Source organism: Maritimimonas sp. 2205BS37-2 (genome assembly GCF_056591755.1).
The window spans coordinates 814,955-830,582 of record NZ_JBWQOI010000001.1 but is presented as its reverse complement, the minus strand read 5'-3'; the positions used below and the strand labels follow the sequence as shown (position 1 = coordinate 830,582).

Sequence of the window (15,628 nt, the reverse complement as noted above, 5' to 3'; positions counted from 1 at the left end):
TGATCAGATGAAACCATTTAATACTTATTTCTATCAAATTGGCTTCATAGAATTTGATTTTAATCTAAATATACCTTAATTTTTTGTAATTCATTATTTCTCGAGATCCCTAAAGTTACCTGGCCGTAGATATATTTATAATTTTTAAGAATCTTATTGAATTCTTCTAATGATAAAATAGTATGCTTATCTAAATTTAAAATAATGTCTCCTTTTTGTATACCTGCTTTACTTGCAGGATAAAATGAATAAACATTCGTGATTAAAATACCATGACTTAAGCCAGATTGCTCTTTGACCTCTTTACTTAGATTAGCAACTTCAATGCCAAATTTTTCTCTAGCTAAGCCTTCTTCTTTGGGTGATTGTTTTGAAACTTTAGGCGATGAGCCACAAGCGGCGATAAATAATATGACCAAAGTTGAAGTAATTATTTTTTTCATTAGGTAAAATTGAGTTTTAAATATAGTAAACCTACACAAAATAAAATCGCCCCTATTATGGGGCGATAGTAATTAATTGGAGATTTCAGCCATTTCTAATAGTCTTAAAAACTCTGATCGATAACCAAACTTGTCATTTCCCTTCGAATTTGATGCTATTGAGTGAATGTCATCATATGTGAATTTTTCTAAAAATTTTGAATTTCTGAGCTTCATTCCAAAGAGAGCAACAGCAGTTGCGAACCTTAAATCTGAACTTGATTTAGAGAATTCTGTTTGACCATTTTCAATAATATGAGACAATTCAATACTTTTTTCTTCTTTTGGTTTTTTATATCTAAATTTTACCGTGGCCAATTCGTTCTCATATATCATGGCCGAAGTTAATTTGGTATATTTTAAATTATCAAATTGTTTTAAAAATTTACTTGTCTTACCTTTAGGAATAACCTCATATAAAGCTGTAACGGTATGATTGCTGCCTAATTCACCGGCATCCGTAGTGTCATCTACAAAATCTTTGTCCTTTAACATTCTATTTTCGTAGCCGATTAATCGATACGCTTCCACTAAATTAGGATTAAACTCTATTTGAATTTTAACATCTTTAGCTATTGTATGTAAAGTTCCACCAAACTCTTGCCCCAAAATTCGATTGGCTTCTTGCATAGTGTCAATGTAGGCATGATTACCATTACCTTTATCAGCCAAAATTTCTAATTTTGAATCTTTATAATTACCCATTCCAAAACCTAAAGCAGTTAAGAATATACCTGATTTTCTCTTTTCAATGATTAGCTTTTCCATTGCATTATCACTCGATAGCCCTACATTGAAGTCACCATCGGTAGCCAAAATAATTCTGTTATTTCCATTTCTTTTGAAGTTTTTTTCTGCAATTTTATATGCCAGTTTTAAACCCGCTCCACCAGCAGTTGAACCACCGGCATTTAAACTCTCTAATGCATCAATAATCTTATTTTTATTTTTTCCTGATGTTGGTTTCAGTACAACACCGGCGGCACCTGCATAAACTACAATGGAAACTTTGTCTTCTTCTCTTAACTGATTTATTAATGGTTTAAAAGCAGATTTTAATAAAGGCAGCTTATTATAATCGCTCATTGATCCTGAAACATCAATTAAGAACACTAAGTTTGAGGAAGGAATATTTTTGTTATTAATTTTTTTTCCTTGAAGTCCTATTTTTAGAATTTTTGACTCTGTATCCCAAGGTGTAGTAGCCAATTCAGTTTGAATAGAAAATGGGTGTTCATCTTTTGGTTGTTCATAATCATAATGAAAGTAATTGATCATTTCTTCGATTTTTACAGCATCAGTAGGAACGCTTTCTCCATTATTAATAAATCTTCTAACATTGCTGTATCCTGCTTTATCTACATCTATAGAAAAAGTTGATAACGGCGAAAATGCGACATGTTCAAATTCATTTTCTTTTATTGTTTTATAGGCTTCACTATGGTATTGACCATCAGTTGTATTAATTATAACAACTCCATTTATCGCTCTATTTCCATAAATACTAGAGGCAGCAGCGTTTTTTAATACCTTAACATCTTTAATTTTGCTTGACTTTAGTTGCTTTATTTTTTTTGAGTTAGAGCCAACTGGGTTACCATCAATAATGTATAATGGCTGTTGTTTTGAGCTGATTGGCGATGCTCCTCTAATAATGATTGACTTATTCTTATTAATGCCCGATTGATGTATAATTTTTACTCCAGCTGCACTTCCCGCTAGTCCATTTGAATAATTCAACTGATCTGGTTCTATAGTTCTCACTTTATTCCCAATAGATGTTTTTACTTTTCTCGTTGCCAATGCAGTTACGATAACTTCATCTAGAATGGCGTCGGTTTTAAGTTTTACATTGATTGTTGACGATTCACCCACTGTTTTTTCTTCAGTTTTCATTCCAACAAAAGAAAATACCAAAATGTCTCCATTCTTCGCTTTGATACTGTATTTTCCATCAAAGTCGGTCGTTGTTCCCATTGTTGCCCCTTTAATTAGCACGGATACTCCTGGCAATGGGCCTGTCTCATCCGTCACAATTCCGGTAATTATTTTTTTTTGAGCAGTAGTACCCGCTAATACTAAAAAATAGGCTAGTGCTATAATTACATTTTTCATAGTGATTGGTTTTAATGTTCAGGTAAACCTACCTCTAATCCTATGTCAAAAAAATCATTACTGAGTTAATTACCATTCTAAATGAGTAAAAGGTTGTTTTTAATTAGTAAAACACAAACCGCCCCAAATTTGGGGCGGTTCATCTTAACTAACTTAAAAAATCACTTATTTAATCTCAATCATTTTAGCTTTAGGCTCTACCTTTTCAACTTTTGGTACCGTTATAATTAACTCGCCATTTTTATAGTTAGCAGCTATAGCATCACTATCTACAATGTCTTTAGGTAGATTAAAACTTCTTTTAAATGATTGATAGCTATACTCTTTACGGGTATAGTTTTCTTTAGTCTCTTCGCTTTCAGATTTCTTCTCTGAAGAAATGGTTAATACATTCTTTTCAACATTAATCTTAATGTCTTCCTTATCTAAACCAGGAACGGCAACTTCAACAGAAAATGAAGATTCATCTTCTTTAATATTAACTGCTGGAAGCGTACTATCTGATTTTGAAAAGTCTCTAAATATATCATCAACCAATGTTGGGAAAAACGGAAAATCTGATCTTTTTACTAACATAACTTTTATACTTTAAATTGATATTTACTTATTAAATTCAAAAAGTGTATTGCAAACAAAATACCATTTGTGTTTTGATGTCATATTAACAGAATAAAACTTTAAATAAAGACATTTTGTCACTTGATTGTCAGATTTTTAAAAGAAAAACTCCGCAATACATTGCGGAGTTAAATATATAGATGTTCTTACACAATTTCGATTGTTGAAATTATTGATAGAACAGGTTGTCTTTATTTATTTCTAAATACTAGTTGATCATCAAATGCATCAAGTAGAATATTGCTATCTGAAGTAACCTTACCAGATAGAATTTCTTTCGATAATTCATTCAAAACTTTACGCTGAATTACCCGTTTAATGGGTCTTGCTCCAAACTGAGGATCATATCCTTGTCTTGATAAACTTTCAATAGCTTCATCCGTCCAAGTCATTGTAATTCCCTTATCGGCGAGCATATGTACTAATGCACTTAATTGCAATTCAACAATTCTGGTAACTTCCTCTCTGTTTAAAGGAGTGAACATAATTACTTCATCGATTCTATTTAAGAACTCTGGACGTACCGTCTGTTTAAGCAATCCAACAACATCTACCTTTGTTTTTTCAGTAATTTGCTCGCGCTTACTCATGTCTAGCGCGTTAAAATTCTCTTGAATAATATGAGCTCCAATATTAGAAGTCATAATAATGATCGTATTTCTGAAATCTGCAACACGCCCTTTATTATCTGTCAATCTACCTTCATCTAATACTTGCAATAAAATATTGAAAGTGTCTGGATGTGCTTTCTCAATTTCATCAAGTAAGACCACTGAATATGGTTTTCTACGCACTGCTTCTGTTAATTGCCCGCCTTCATCATATCCTATGTATCCAGGAGGCGCTCCTACCAATCTACTTACAGCATGGCGTTCTTGATATTCGCTCATATCTATACGAGTCATGGCCGATTCATCATCAAATAGATAATTAGCTAAAGCCTTTGCCAATTCTGTTTTACCAACTCCGGTTGTTCCCAAGAATAAGAAAGAACCAATAGGCTTTTTATCGTCTTGCAATCCGGCTCTAGATCTTCTCACGGCATCTGCTACTGCTTGAATAGCTTCATCTTGCCCGATGACGCGTTTATGCAATTCATCTTCTAACTTTAATAGTTTTTCACGCTCACTTTGTAACATTTTTTGAACCGGAATTCCTGTCCATTTCGCTACAACTTCAGCAATATCCTCGCTGGTTACTTCTTCTTTGATAAGGGCATTTTCTTGATTTGCTATTAATTCTTTTTGCAAATCTTCTAAAGTTTCTTCTTCTTGCTTTATTTTTCCGTAACGTATTTCGGCAACTTTTCCATAATCACCTTCACGTTCTGCTTTCTCTGCCTCGAGCTTAAAATTCTCTATATTCTTTTTAGTGGTTTGTACTTTATCTACAATTTCTTTTTCGCTTTTCCATTTCGCATAGATAGACTCACGATCATCTTTAAGATTAGCTAGCTCTTTTTGAAGGTTTTGTAATTTCTCTTTGTCATCTTCTCTTTTAATTGCTTCAATTTCAATCTCTAGTTGCATGATCTTTCTATCTAGTGCGTCTAGCTCTTCTGGTTTTGAGTTAATTTCCATTCTGAGCTTCGCTGCCGATTCATCCATAAGATCAATGGCTTTATCTGGTAAGAATCTATCTGTTATATAACGCTGTGATAGCTCTACAGCTGCAATTATAGCATCATCTTTAATACGAACTTTATGGTGTGTTTCATATTTATCTTTAATACCTCTTAAAATTGAAATAGCGCTTTCAATATCTGGTTCATCTACTACAACTTTCTGGAATCGGCGCTCTAGCGCTTTGTCTTTTTCAAAATGTTTTTGATATTCGTCGAGGGTTGTAGCCCCAATGGCACGCAATTCTCCGCGCGCAAGTGCAGGTTTTAAAATGTTCGCAGCATCCATTGCCCCTTGGCCACCACCAGCACCCACAAGCGTATGTATTTCGTCAATAAACAATACTATTTGCCCATCTGAAGAAATAACTTCTTTAACAACAGACTTTAATCGTTCTTCAAACTCGCCTTTATATTTAGCTCCGGCAATTAATGCGCCCATATCGAGTGAATAAATCACTTTTTCTTGCAAATTTTCTGGAACATCACCTTTAACAATTCGATGCGCTAAACCTTCTGCTATAGCAGTTTTTCCAACACCTGGTTCACCGATTAAAATGGGATTGTTTTTTGTTCTTCGAGATAATATCTGTAAGATGCGACGTATTTCTTCATCTCGACCAATTACCGGATCCAATTTACCATCATTGGCAAGCTGATTTAAGTTTTTGGCATACTTATCTAGCGAATTATACGTGTTTTCTGCACCTTGAGATGTTACGCGACTCCCTTTGCGGAGTTCTTCAATGGCTTTCTTTAATTCTTTTTCGGTTACTCCATTGTCTTTTAATAGTTGCGCGGTATCATCTTTCCCCTTTAATTGGGCAAGCAATAAATGTTCAATTGATACATACTCATCATTCATTTTCTTTGCAATATTTGCGGCATCATTAAACATGGTTCCTGCATTACGAGAAAGCATTAATTCGCTCCCAGTTACTTTAGAGAAGCTTTGTAATATAGTATCAAGTGTTTGTTTAAAAATAGCGACGTTCACCCCAAGCTTGTTTAAAATAAAAGGGGTAACGTTTTCATCAACTTCAAAAATACCCTTCAAAATGTGCGCATTTTCTATTTGTTGATGCCCTAAGCCTTGTGCAATTTGCTGTGCTTGTTGCACGGCTTCCTGTGACTTTATGGTATAATTATTAAAATTCATATTTAACTTTGCTCAAAAGCCAAGCCAACGTAAGAAAGTGCTTTTTTGAACGACAAAATGACCGAAAAAATGATTTTTTTAAGACAATTTGTCTATTTTAACTAAAATTTTGAAAAATGGGATTATTAAAAAGCTTGTTTGGAGGGGAGCGAAAAGAACGACCAAAACCGACAATTAATTGGATTGCCTTAACGGATGAAAATCAATTAGATAAGATAATTGATGATTCAAGAGCGAAATATCAGGCAATTTTTAAACATAGTACTAGATGTGGAATTAGTAGTGGGGTTTTAAGGCAATTTGAACGGCAAGATAATACAGATGAAATAGATTTTTATTATTTGGACTTGTTGCGTTTTAGAAAAATTTCTGATGAGATATCGAATAGATTTGGAGTAATTCACCAATCGCCTCAACTAATTGTCTTAAAAGACAGTGAAGTGATTGCTCATGCCTCTCATTATGATATAATGAGTGTAGAATTAACATAGAAAAACCTTGCTTTTGCAAGGTTTTTCTATAAGTTTCTAGTTATTATTCTACGCCTATTTGGTCGATTGCGCGATTGTTTCCGATTCCTTTAGGGTTTTCACCCCATTGATTTTCGCCGTGTTCACTGTCCATAGCCGCAAAAATTATAAAAATAACACCACCAACATAGGGAATAAAATTTATTAAATACCACCATCCACTTTTACCGGTATCATGCAATCTTCTTACACCAACGGCAATCGATGGAATTAAAATGGCAAAAGCATAGATATATACTAAGAATACTAGAAAAGGAGAATCAACGGAGTATCCAATCAAACCAAAAATGGCAGCTAATATAATTATGATTATAAGATTGACTAATGTAAACATCCAATACTCTTTTCTTCGAGCTCTTCCGCTAAAATCTGCGTATTGTCTTAATACTTTTAAATACCAGTTCATAAGTTGATCGTTTTTGGTTAATTGTGGCTTGTATATTTGTGGGATTAGATCAATCCTCTAGCTTTTAACGTTAAATACTTATTAATCGTATCGCCTGTTAAATTTTTAGGTTTGGTTAAAATTGATTGAATACCATATTTCTTTAATTCATTAACTATTTGTCTTTTTTCATACATAAACTTTTCAGCAACAACTTTGTCGTAAACATCTTGAATTGATGAAGTTTTTTGATTTGTAATACGTTCTAACTCGGTATTCTTAAAAAACACCACCAATAATAAATGATTTTTCGCTAATGCTCTAAGGTAGGGTAGTTGCCTGTTAAGTGCATCTATGGTTTCAAAATTGGTGTAAAGTATCAGCAAGCTGCGATGCGTAATTTTTCTTTTAATTGCGGCATACAATAGGCTAAAATCTGATTCTGAGAAATCAGTTTTAATATTATGCAAAGTTTCTGAAATCAGATTCATTTGCGAGTTTCGTTGTTCGGCAACGATTAAATCTTCTAGTTTGCTAGAAAATGTAAGCATTCCGGCTTTATCTTGTTTTTTAAGTACAATACTACTTATTGCTAAGGTGGCATTAATTGCATAATCCAAAAGAGTAAGCTGGTCAAAATTCATTTGCATTACGCGCCCTTTATCAATTATAGAATAGATGGGCTGTGAACGTTCTTCTATATATTGATTAACCATTAATTGATTATGCTTGGCAGTGGCTTTCCAATTTAATGTGCGAATATCATCACCCGAAACATATTCCTTTATTTGCTCAAACTCCAATGAATGACCAATACGTCTAATTTTTTTAGTACCAATAGTATTGACTTTATTTGAAAATGCCTTGATATTAAACTCTCGTAATTTTAAAAATGATGGATAACATTTTATTTCTTTTGTTTCTCCCAGCACATATTTTCTTGTAGCCAATTGTAAAGGAGAACTTAGATATATATTAATATTTCCAAAACTGTAAGTTCCTCTTTTCGTAGGTCTTAAGTTATAATTTATCATTCTTTCCTCTTCAGACTTTAGTTTTTGTTTAAATATAAAATCACGTTTTTGAAATTGGTAAGGTAATTCTTCGATTATCGAAGAGATTGTTGAAAACCTATAGTTATTTTTTAATGACAGGCTGATTTTATTGTCATCACCATTAGATAGTTTTTCTGGCAATTGACGCTCTATGCTAATTCCTTTCTTACTAGAATAAACTAAAAAAACATCAGCTATAGTTAGGAGTGCCAAAATGAATAATAGCACTTTTGATACCTCAAATAGTACTGGAATAAAAAATCCGATCACAAATAATACAGTGATAATGGCAAGACCAATAAACAGTCTATTATTCAAGTATAAATATTTATATAAGTTTTGCATTAAAACTATCTAGGGATTTCTACCGATTCTATAATTTGATTAATGATCTGTTTACTTGTTAGTCCTTCCATTTCACGTTCGGGAGTTACAATAATTCTATGCTGTAATACAGGTACAGCTACTTTCTTAATGTCTTCGGGAGTAATGAAATCACGCCCATTCATAGCTGCTAGTACTTTAGAAGCTTTTAATATGGCTATGGTGGCTCTGGGAGAAGCCCCTAAATACAATAGAGAGTTGGTTCTGGTGTTTATGACGATATCTGTTATATATTTTAACAAATGTTCTTCAACTTGCACATTGCTTATTAAATCACGATATTTTTTGATGTTAGCACCAGAGATAACTGCTTCTATTTTTTGCGTTTTTATTTGATTTTTAAGATTCTGTTCTCTTTTAATAATTTCTAATTCCTCTTCATCGGATGGGTAACTTACGTCAATCTTAAACAAAAACCGATCTAACTGTGCTTCGGGTAGACGATAAGTACCTTCCTGCTCAATAGGGTTCTGTGTGGCTAAAACAACAAATGGTTCCTCCATTTTATACGTATCTCCGTCAATGGTTATTTGTTTTTCTTCCATTACTTCAAATAAAGCTGCTTGTGTCTTTGCCGGAGCTCTGTTAATCTCATCAATTAAAATTACATTTGAAAAGATGGGGCCTTTTTTAAATTCGAAATCCGAGGTTTTTGCATTAAAAACAGAAGTCCCTAAGATATCTGAAGGCATAAGATCTGGAGTAAATTGTATTCTACTAAAACCTACAGACATAGTTTTAGCGATTAATTTTGCTGTCATGGTTTTTGCAACACCTGGTACGCCTTCAATTAAAGCATGACCATCAGATAAAATAGATACAATTAAAAGCTCTATCATATCGTTTTGACCAACAATTACTTTTTGCAACTCCTGTTTTACTAGATGTACATTTTGCTGTAATTCAGATAGGTCAATTCTATTCTCAAATTCTATATTTTTCTCTTCACTATTTGTTTCTTCCATTTTTGGTAGGATTGAAAAAGTTTTCTATTAAATTATTTAATCTATACAGCTCGTTTTGAGTGCATTCATATTTTTTATTTAAAGCAATAATTGTGTTAATTAAAAAGTTCGTTGAATTCAAACTATTGCCAGATTTTAAAGCTAAGCGCTCTACAAAAGTGTCGTTAAGATTATTGGTGTCAATTAAATATTTGCGACGTACCTTTTCTAAAAAGTGCTGTATTTTTTTATCAATTAGGTTTTTATGATCATTTTCTTTTAGGTACAAATTAGCAATAGTATGTGTAAATTCAACAGTTGAATTCTTTAATGGTGAAATAATGGGAATTGGGCGTTGTTTTCTTCTCGCATTAAATAGCATAAAGAGTAATAAGCTAAAAAAGAAAACATATAAAGACCACTTTAAAGGCGGGTTCTGCCAAAAGAATTTAAAAACAGATTCACGATCTTCCGAACTGTTTTCTGAGTAATGGCTTGATTTTATTTGTGGATCCCATAATACTTTGTTATCTGGTAAGTAAGAAAAAACATTCTCAGCATATTGATAATTATCTTTCAGCAAATAATAATTTGTAAAAGCTATTGGTTGCGTATGAAGATAAAATGCGCCTTTTCCATGATATATTTTAATAAAAACCGGTTGCTCTTTATTAGTAACTTTTTGTGTACCTAGAACTATGGCTTTGTCCTTATTGTAAGAAGAAAAATAATGCCTTCTTAAGTTTCTATCATAATGGAAATTCTGTTTGTTGAACTTTTCATTTTTTAGCTGTAACTCACCCTTTAATTCTTTCAAATTAATTGGCCCAAAAACATTTTCATCAGTATTGATCGTTTCAAAATCTAGTAACTCTTTAAATTCTTCACTGAAATAATTTAGAGCTACAAAAGCCGTATTACCATCATAAACATATCGAATGAGATCATTAATACTCTGTTCGTTTAATTTAGAGGCATTTCGTTTTATAACGACATAATTGACAAGTGTATCTTCCCCAAAAGGATGTTTATCAATTAAATAATCATAAATGTGTTCTTTTAAATAAACAACCTCACTGTTGTTAAATAATTCTTCAGCCTCATTAAATAAAATGTAAGTACCAAAAGGGCTTTTTTCTTTTTCGCGATAGTTTTCATACCAGTTTGTTTGCCGGCATTGCACAAACAAAACTGGAATTAATAAAAGCCCTATTAATTTAATTTTTCTCAAGGTTACTCTGCAAAAAAGATTTATAATTTGATTCAATACCCTTAAATTTAAGCTCATCGACTGGGAATTCACCATACCAGACATAATCATAAATATAAGCTAGATATGAAAATTTTGAACGCAATTGTTCATTCTTTAATTCAAATAAGTATTCTGTATTTGTTTTATCACGATGGTAGCTAATTAACTCTTCTTGAGACAGCTTTTTTAGTAAAGCCAAATAATAATAACGAGTGGCCAATCGATACTCTTTATTTTTAATAGCGATTTTAAGAAGAGCTTCATAATCATTTGCATCAATATTCTCATCATCAACATGAATCAGCTTTTCTTTTTCCTTTTTGGTTGATTTTCCAAACTTCCAAAAAGACGATTTGGTATCTATAAAGCTCCGCAAAACAATAAAAACCACTAAAATACCTAGTGCATAAGGAAAAATATTCGTCATGAAGCTAATGAATAGTGCCAATAGTTGTGCATCAAATTCATTATTAGCTTTTTTCTCTGGTTCTGGTTCTTTCTTTTTTAGCTTGTCAATATATTCAAATTCTTTGCCCGAATATTTATTCTTTAAATCACCATCAAAATTTCTTTGTGTATTATAATTCTGAGTTTTATTATAAGTGAGTGTATCTCCGTAAACGGTTGGGTATACTTCGGTAAAATCATCGTCAACATAAGTCTCTTCTACCACTTGAGCAAACATTATATGGGCAATGAATAGAAAAAATATTAAACAGACTCTATACATTAGCGAAGGTTATGTTTATTAGCTACTTTAAATGGTAATATTAGATAATAGTAGCTAATAGTGATTAGGCAAAAAAGAATAATGGCAAAGCACAAGACTGTTGGTATAACATTATAATACCTTGTAACGTACCCTTCTAAGAAAGCCGCAATAATGGTGAATGGTATCGTGCTTAAAAAGATCATAAATGCTTCACGAAGCCCTATTTTAAACGATTGAAAACGCTTTAATGATCCCGGAAACAAAATACTTGCTCCAATAATATACCCAGCAGCAGCTTCTATGATCATCGCAAAAATTTCATAAGTGCCATGTATCCAAATACCCTTTAAACTATCAATAAAAGTGTTGTGTTGGTAGAAAAAAGCCTGAAATACTGCTACCATAACGCCATTGTATACGATATAAAATCCGGTACCAATTCCAAGGAAAAGCCCTGATAAAAACATATTTAAGCCAACGCGCATGTTATTATCCAAAATTCCAATAAAAATACCCCAATTACTACCACTTTTGTAGATCGCTAATGCATCTCCACTCTCAATGTTTTCAAGAGTTTGGTCAATATAATTACTTCCTAAAATTTGCCTTGCAAAAGATTCATCGTTAAAAGTTGAGATTAAACCAACAAAAAAACAAAGGAAGAAAAAAATGAAAGAAACATAAATGAACTTTCTGTGTTTATATGCCAATAACGGTACGCTATCAAAAAAGAAATATAAAATAGAATTTTTTTGCTCTCGCTTGGTATGATATACTTTACTGAAACTGGTTTTGGCCAATTTGTTTAAGTATTTAACTACTTTACTTTTAGGGTAAAATGATTGCGCGTATGCTAAATCATTCATTATTTTTATATGGAGGTCAGCCAGCTCATCAGGAGACCTTTTTTCTTTGTTGATAATAACTTTCTCAAATTCGAGCCATTTTTCTTTATTTTGCTTGATAAAAGCGACTTCCCTCATACGAGCGAAAATATAGAATGTATGAAAACACTCCAAATAAATACCACACAAAATGTAAACGTAAATTTTGAGCTTGCAAATGTAGGGCAGCGCTTATTAGCTTTTATTATTGACAATGTTATTAAGTTTGCATACATATATTTAATTGTTAGATTTTTTGACTTTACACTCTTTAATGAAGCATATAGTGAAGATTATTGGTCATTAAGAGCTTTGGATGTTATTTTATTGATACCCTTGACCTTTTATTCGTTATATCTTGAAATTTTTATGAATGGTCAAACCATTGGCAAAAAATTAATGAAGATTCGTGTAATAAATTCTGAAGGATTTAAACCATCTATTGTAGATTATATTATAAGATGGTTTTTAAGAATTGTAGACTTTAATTTATTTACTTTATTGCTGGTTTACGTTATTTCGCTAAATATTTCAAGTAGCATAGGGCTTATTTATGCACTTTTTATTTTTGGAAAGGCAGTAGGTTTTACGGCTATATTATTAACTAAAAACAATCAGCGATTAGGTGATATATCTGCAAATACAGTTGTTGTTTATTTACAAGATAATACGAAGTTTTCACACACTATCTTAGAAGAATTATCTGATGCTTATAAACCAACATATCCTAGTGTGATAAAGCTTTCAGATAACGATGCTAGAATCATTAAAGAAACCTTTAAACTGGCAAAGAAAAACGGTAATTATAAAACGCTTATTAAACTACGCTCAAAAATTGAAGAAGTTACTGGAATAAAATCTAAAGAAAGTAGTGATACAGCTTTCATAGATAAAGTTTTAAAAGATTATAACTATTACACTCAGAATATGTAAGAGAAAAGTTTAATTAAAACCTTGTTTCCTAATAATATTTTTAATTCTATTCTTTAAATCTTCACCGCTATCGTATACCATTTGTTCATTGCTAGGGAAGGGTATAGGCTCTTTTGAAGCTAATTTTAGTAAATCATTATCTAAAGCCCTTTTATCTCCTTTATAATTTGCATATACATACTCAAAAACAAATCCTGAAGTTAATGGGTATGAATTTAATTGCTGTTGCGTGTCTAAATCGTAATAGCTTACATTTCCGGTAATCTCTACTTCTTTTTGTTGAATGTGCTCATAAAAGTTACACACGATAGTTTTAAATTTATCTATTTTAATATCATTTCCCAGGCTATCTTTTTTAACATTTCCATTTTCATCTAGTACATATTCCCAGCCATCTTTAATACGCTTCTCTTTAACAGAATGTTTTGTATGTAATTGCTCAGGACTTACATTAATCGCATTGAATTTTAATTGCATTTCGAAATCGTAATTAACATTTTGTTGCGGATTTGTATGAAATCGAGTCCAGTGATTATTTAGACCATAAGTATTAAAGTTTAAAAGATCATCTTCTAAACGTTGTGGTATTACAATCTCAGAATCATTATAAACTTGAACGTTTACGTAATCAAGTCCTTTTTGATAAGCCTCTTCTATTTTGGTTCGTGTGTCTTTATAGTTTGGGTTTATATTGTTCAAGTACTTAAAATCATCATATGCTTTTCTGTAATCATATTTATTCTGAGCATTTGAAATCAAGCTAGATGCATTCATGTATAAGTATTCAGAAAGCTTGTTCTTTGATGCAACTATATCTTTTGTGTAATTTTTAATTTTGAACGAAGCGTTTCTTCCTTCATCGTAGATACGCATTGGTAATAAGGGTTTAATTCGCTCTTGAATAGTATTTAAACCTAGATAAATATTATAGATTTTTTCGTAGTTGGCCGGATTACCATCTTTCTTTAAAAAATCAATATTTTCGAGTTCTCTTTTTGTATTTCTCTTAAAAGCTTCTTCTAATAGCAATACAATATCTTGATTTCCTTTTCTTGTCTTGTTTTGAGATAATTTGGCTATTGCTTTATTTATAGCACTCTTGTAGTTTCCTGTATTGATTGCCTCTTGAGTTTGACGTGCAGTACTACATGATACTAAAAATAGTAAAGCAATAAAATAGGTTGCTATTCTCATGGCTCGTTTAGTTAGGGTTTTATTCAACTAAAATAACGACCAATAGAAAAGCTTATTGTAGAAATCAATGCTTAATACTAATCTAGAACTTCTGTTGACCCAATAATGCAGTAACTTTCTGCTTGAAATTACTTATAGAATATTTTACGAATAGGTAATCTTTAGGATAAGCAACTTCTTTGGCCTGTAAGGCCTGATGATACTTTTGTTCTATTGCGCGCTGATCGCCACGATATTTACCAAAGGTATTTTGGAATTTTGCTTCACCAAACATCGGATTGCTAGATACAGTTTGTTTGTTTTTTAAGTTTTTGATGCTTACTACACCATCTAATTTTGACGTTTTATTTTGCTGATACAATACTACTTCGGCACGAACCACTTTATAATTGGCTACTTTTAAGTCGTTACCATTTTTATCTTTCATAACATTACCGTTACTATCTAACTGATAACGCCAACCATCCTGTATTTTTCGTTCTTGCGGAACTGTTTGGGTTTTAGTTTCTTCGGGGGTGAAAGACAGTTTATTTAGGTTAATGTCTACTTGGTAGTCATAACTTGTTTTGCGATCATACTTATTGTGAAAAACGACCCATGGATTATCGAAACCTCCTGAATTAATTCTGGTAAAACCTTCCAGGCTATCTTTATGAATGGTATTCACTGTGTTTTTTAATTTTACATAAACAAAGCTACTCCCTTGACTTTTAGCCTTTTGCACTAAGTTATCTAAATTAGATTTGTAAGTAGGGTTTACATAGGTTAATTCTTCTAAATGTTTATAGGCTTTACGAGCACCTTCGGTACCACCTTTTAATTCTTGCAAGGCGAGGTTATATAATGAAGCAGAATAAGCATCTTTAGACTTTTTGAGATCGGCTGAATAATCATTAAAGTCGAATTTCACTTCTTGTCCTTCATAATACAAGGGCTGCAAGACACGTACTTCATCTTGGCGTAAATCGAGATTCAAATATTTACCATATACTTTTTTCAAGGCTTCAGGCGAATTTTGACTTTGCAAAGATTTGATCTCGTTTAAATCCGTTAAAGCAGCGCTGTCGTATGCTTCTTTAAGTAAAGGAATATGTTTCTGTGAACCTTTGGCATTTTTATCTTTAGCTAATTGTGTAACCGAATTATTAAAAGCTTCAACATAATTGCCGGTTTGAAGATATGATGTTGTTTTTTGTGTTCCACCACAAGCCCATAAGAGTAACAAGGCTATGGCGTAAAAGGCCAGTTTTTTCATGAGAAATTTTGGTTTTGTTTGCTGTGTAAACGAAAATAACCTAATTTAAGCTAAAATCAAAGTTCAAGCTTAGATTAAGTTATTTTACTCGTAAATAATATGTTA

14 protein-coding genes are annotated in these 15,628 nt (G+C 32.1%); 2 read left to right on the top strand and 12 right to left on the bottom strand.

What is annotated here, in order from left to right; genetic code table 11:
- Positions 1-59: 59 nt before the first annotated feature.
- From AC1EUU_RS03925 to clpB, 4 genes are all read right to left on the bottom strand, one after another.
- The gene (locus tag AC1EUU_RS03925) at positions 60-443 is read right to left on the bottom strand and encodes a PDZ domain-containing protein (protein ID WP_480200069.1); all 384 of its coding nucleotides are present in this window, start codon (positions 441-443) and stop codon (positions 60-62) included.
- A gap of 72 nt (positions 444-515) precedes the next feature.
- Positions 516-2,597: a vWA domain-containing protein gene (locus AC1EUU_RS03920; RefSeq protein ID WP_480200068.1), complete on the bottom strand. Its 2,082-nt coding sequence runs from the start codon at positions 2,595-2,597 to the stop codon at positions 516-518.
- A gap of 165 nt (positions 2,598-2,762) precedes the next feature.
- The gene (locus AC1EUU_RS03915; RefSeq protein WP_480200067.1) at positions 2,763-3,173 is read right to left on the bottom strand and encodes an Hsp20/alpha crystallin family protein; all 411 of its coding nucleotides are present in this window, start codon (positions 3,171-3,173) and stop codon (positions 2,763-2,765) included.
- Positions 3,174-3,406: 233 nt separating this feature from the next.
- Positions 3,407-5,995: an ATP-dependent chaperone ClpB gene (clpB, locus tag AC1EUU_RS03910; protein WP_480200066.1), complete on the bottom strand. Its 2,589-nt coding sequence runs from the start codon at positions 5,993-5,995 to the stop codon at positions 3,407-3,409.
- A gap of 116 nt (positions 5,996-6,111) precedes the next feature.
- Here clpB and ytxJ point away from each other — a divergent pair, with 116 nt between their 5' ends.
- Positions 6,112-6,486, top strand: coding sequence for a bacillithiol system redox-active protein YtxJ (gene ytxJ / locus AC1EUU_RS03905; RefSeq protein WP_480200065.1), 375 nt, complete (start codon positions 6,112-6,114; stop codon positions 6,484-6,486).
- Positions 6,487-6,529: 43 nt separating this feature from the next.
- Here ytxJ and AC1EUU_RS03900 read toward each other — a convergent pair whose 3' ends face one another.
- From AC1EUU_RS03900 to AC1EUU_RS03875, 6 genes are read right to left on the bottom strand one after another with little or no spacing between them, the layout of a single operon-like run.
- Entirely contained in the window at positions 6,530-6,931 is a 402-nt protein-coding gene (locus tag AC1EUU_RS03900) for a DUF805 domain-containing protein (RefSeq protein ID WP_480200064.1), read from the bottom strand.
- Between the two features lie 44 nt (positions 6,932-6,975).
- Entirely contained in the window at positions 6,976-8,310 is a 1,335-nt protein-coding gene (locus AC1EUU_RS03895; RefSeq protein WP_480200063.1) for a DUF58 domain-containing protein, read from the bottom strand.
- A gap of 5 nt (positions 8,311-8,315) precedes the next feature.
- Positions 8,316-9,314: an AAA family ATPase gene (locus tag AC1EUU_RS03890; protein ID WP_480200062.1), complete on the bottom strand. Its 999-nt coding sequence runs from the start codon at positions 9,312-9,314 to the stop codon at positions 8,316-8,318.
- Positions 9,298-10,524 carry a DUF4350 domain-containing protein gene (locus AC1EUU_RS03885; RefSeq protein WP_480200061.1) on the bottom strand — a complete coding sequence of 409 codons (1,227 nt, stop codon included), beginning with the start codon at positions 10,522-10,524 and terminating at the stop codon, positions 9,298-9,300. The genes AC1EUU_RS03890 and AC1EUU_RS03885 overlap by 17 nt, the downstream gene beginning before the upstream one ends.
- The gene (locus AC1EUU_RS03880; RefSeq protein WP_480200060.1) at positions 10,511-11,275 is read right to left on the bottom strand and encodes a DUF4129 domain-containing protein; all 765 of its coding nucleotides are present in this window, start codon (positions 11,273-11,275) and stop codon (positions 10,511-10,513) included. The genes AC1EUU_RS03885 and AC1EUU_RS03880 overlap by 14 nt, the downstream gene beginning before the upstream one ends.
- The gene (locus tag AC1EUU_RS03875) at positions 11,275-12,240 is read right to left on the bottom strand and encodes a stage II sporulation protein M (protein WP_480200059.1); all 966 of its coding nucleotides are present in this window, start codon (positions 12,238-12,240) and stop codon (positions 11,275-11,277) included. Before AC1EUU_RS03875 ends, AC1EUU_RS03880 begins: the two co-directional genes overlap by 1 nt.
- 21 nt (positions 12,241-12,261) lie before the next feature.
- On the opposite strand from AC1EUU_RS03875, the gene AC1EUU_RS03870 reads away from it, so the two are divergent.
- Positions 12,262-13,074, top strand: a complete 813-nt coding sequence (locus AC1EUU_RS03870; protein ID WP_480200058.1) for an RDD family protein — start codon at positions 12,262-12,264, stop codon at positions 13,072-13,074.
- A 9-nt stretch (positions 13,075-13,083) separates the two neighbouring features.
- Here the strand turns inward: AC1EUU_RS03870 and AC1EUU_RS03865 are convergent, their stop codons facing one another.
- Together AC1EUU_RS03865 and AC1EUU_RS03860 are read right to left on the bottom strand one after the other, a co-directional pair.
- Complete coding sequence (locus tag AC1EUU_RS03865; RefSeq protein WP_480200057.1) at positions 13,084-14,268, bottom strand: hypothetical protein; 1,185 nt, start codon at positions 14,266-14,268, stop codon at positions 13,084-13,086.
- 82 nt (positions 14,269-14,350) lie between these two features.
- Positions 14,351-15,523 carry a hypothetical protein gene (locus tag AC1EUU_RS03860; RefSeq protein ID WP_480200056.1) on the bottom strand — a complete coding sequence of 391 codons (1,173 nt, stop codon included), beginning with the start codon at positions 15,521-15,523 and terminating at the stop codon, positions 14,351-14,353.
- Positions 15,524-15,628 lie beyond the last annotated feature (105 nt).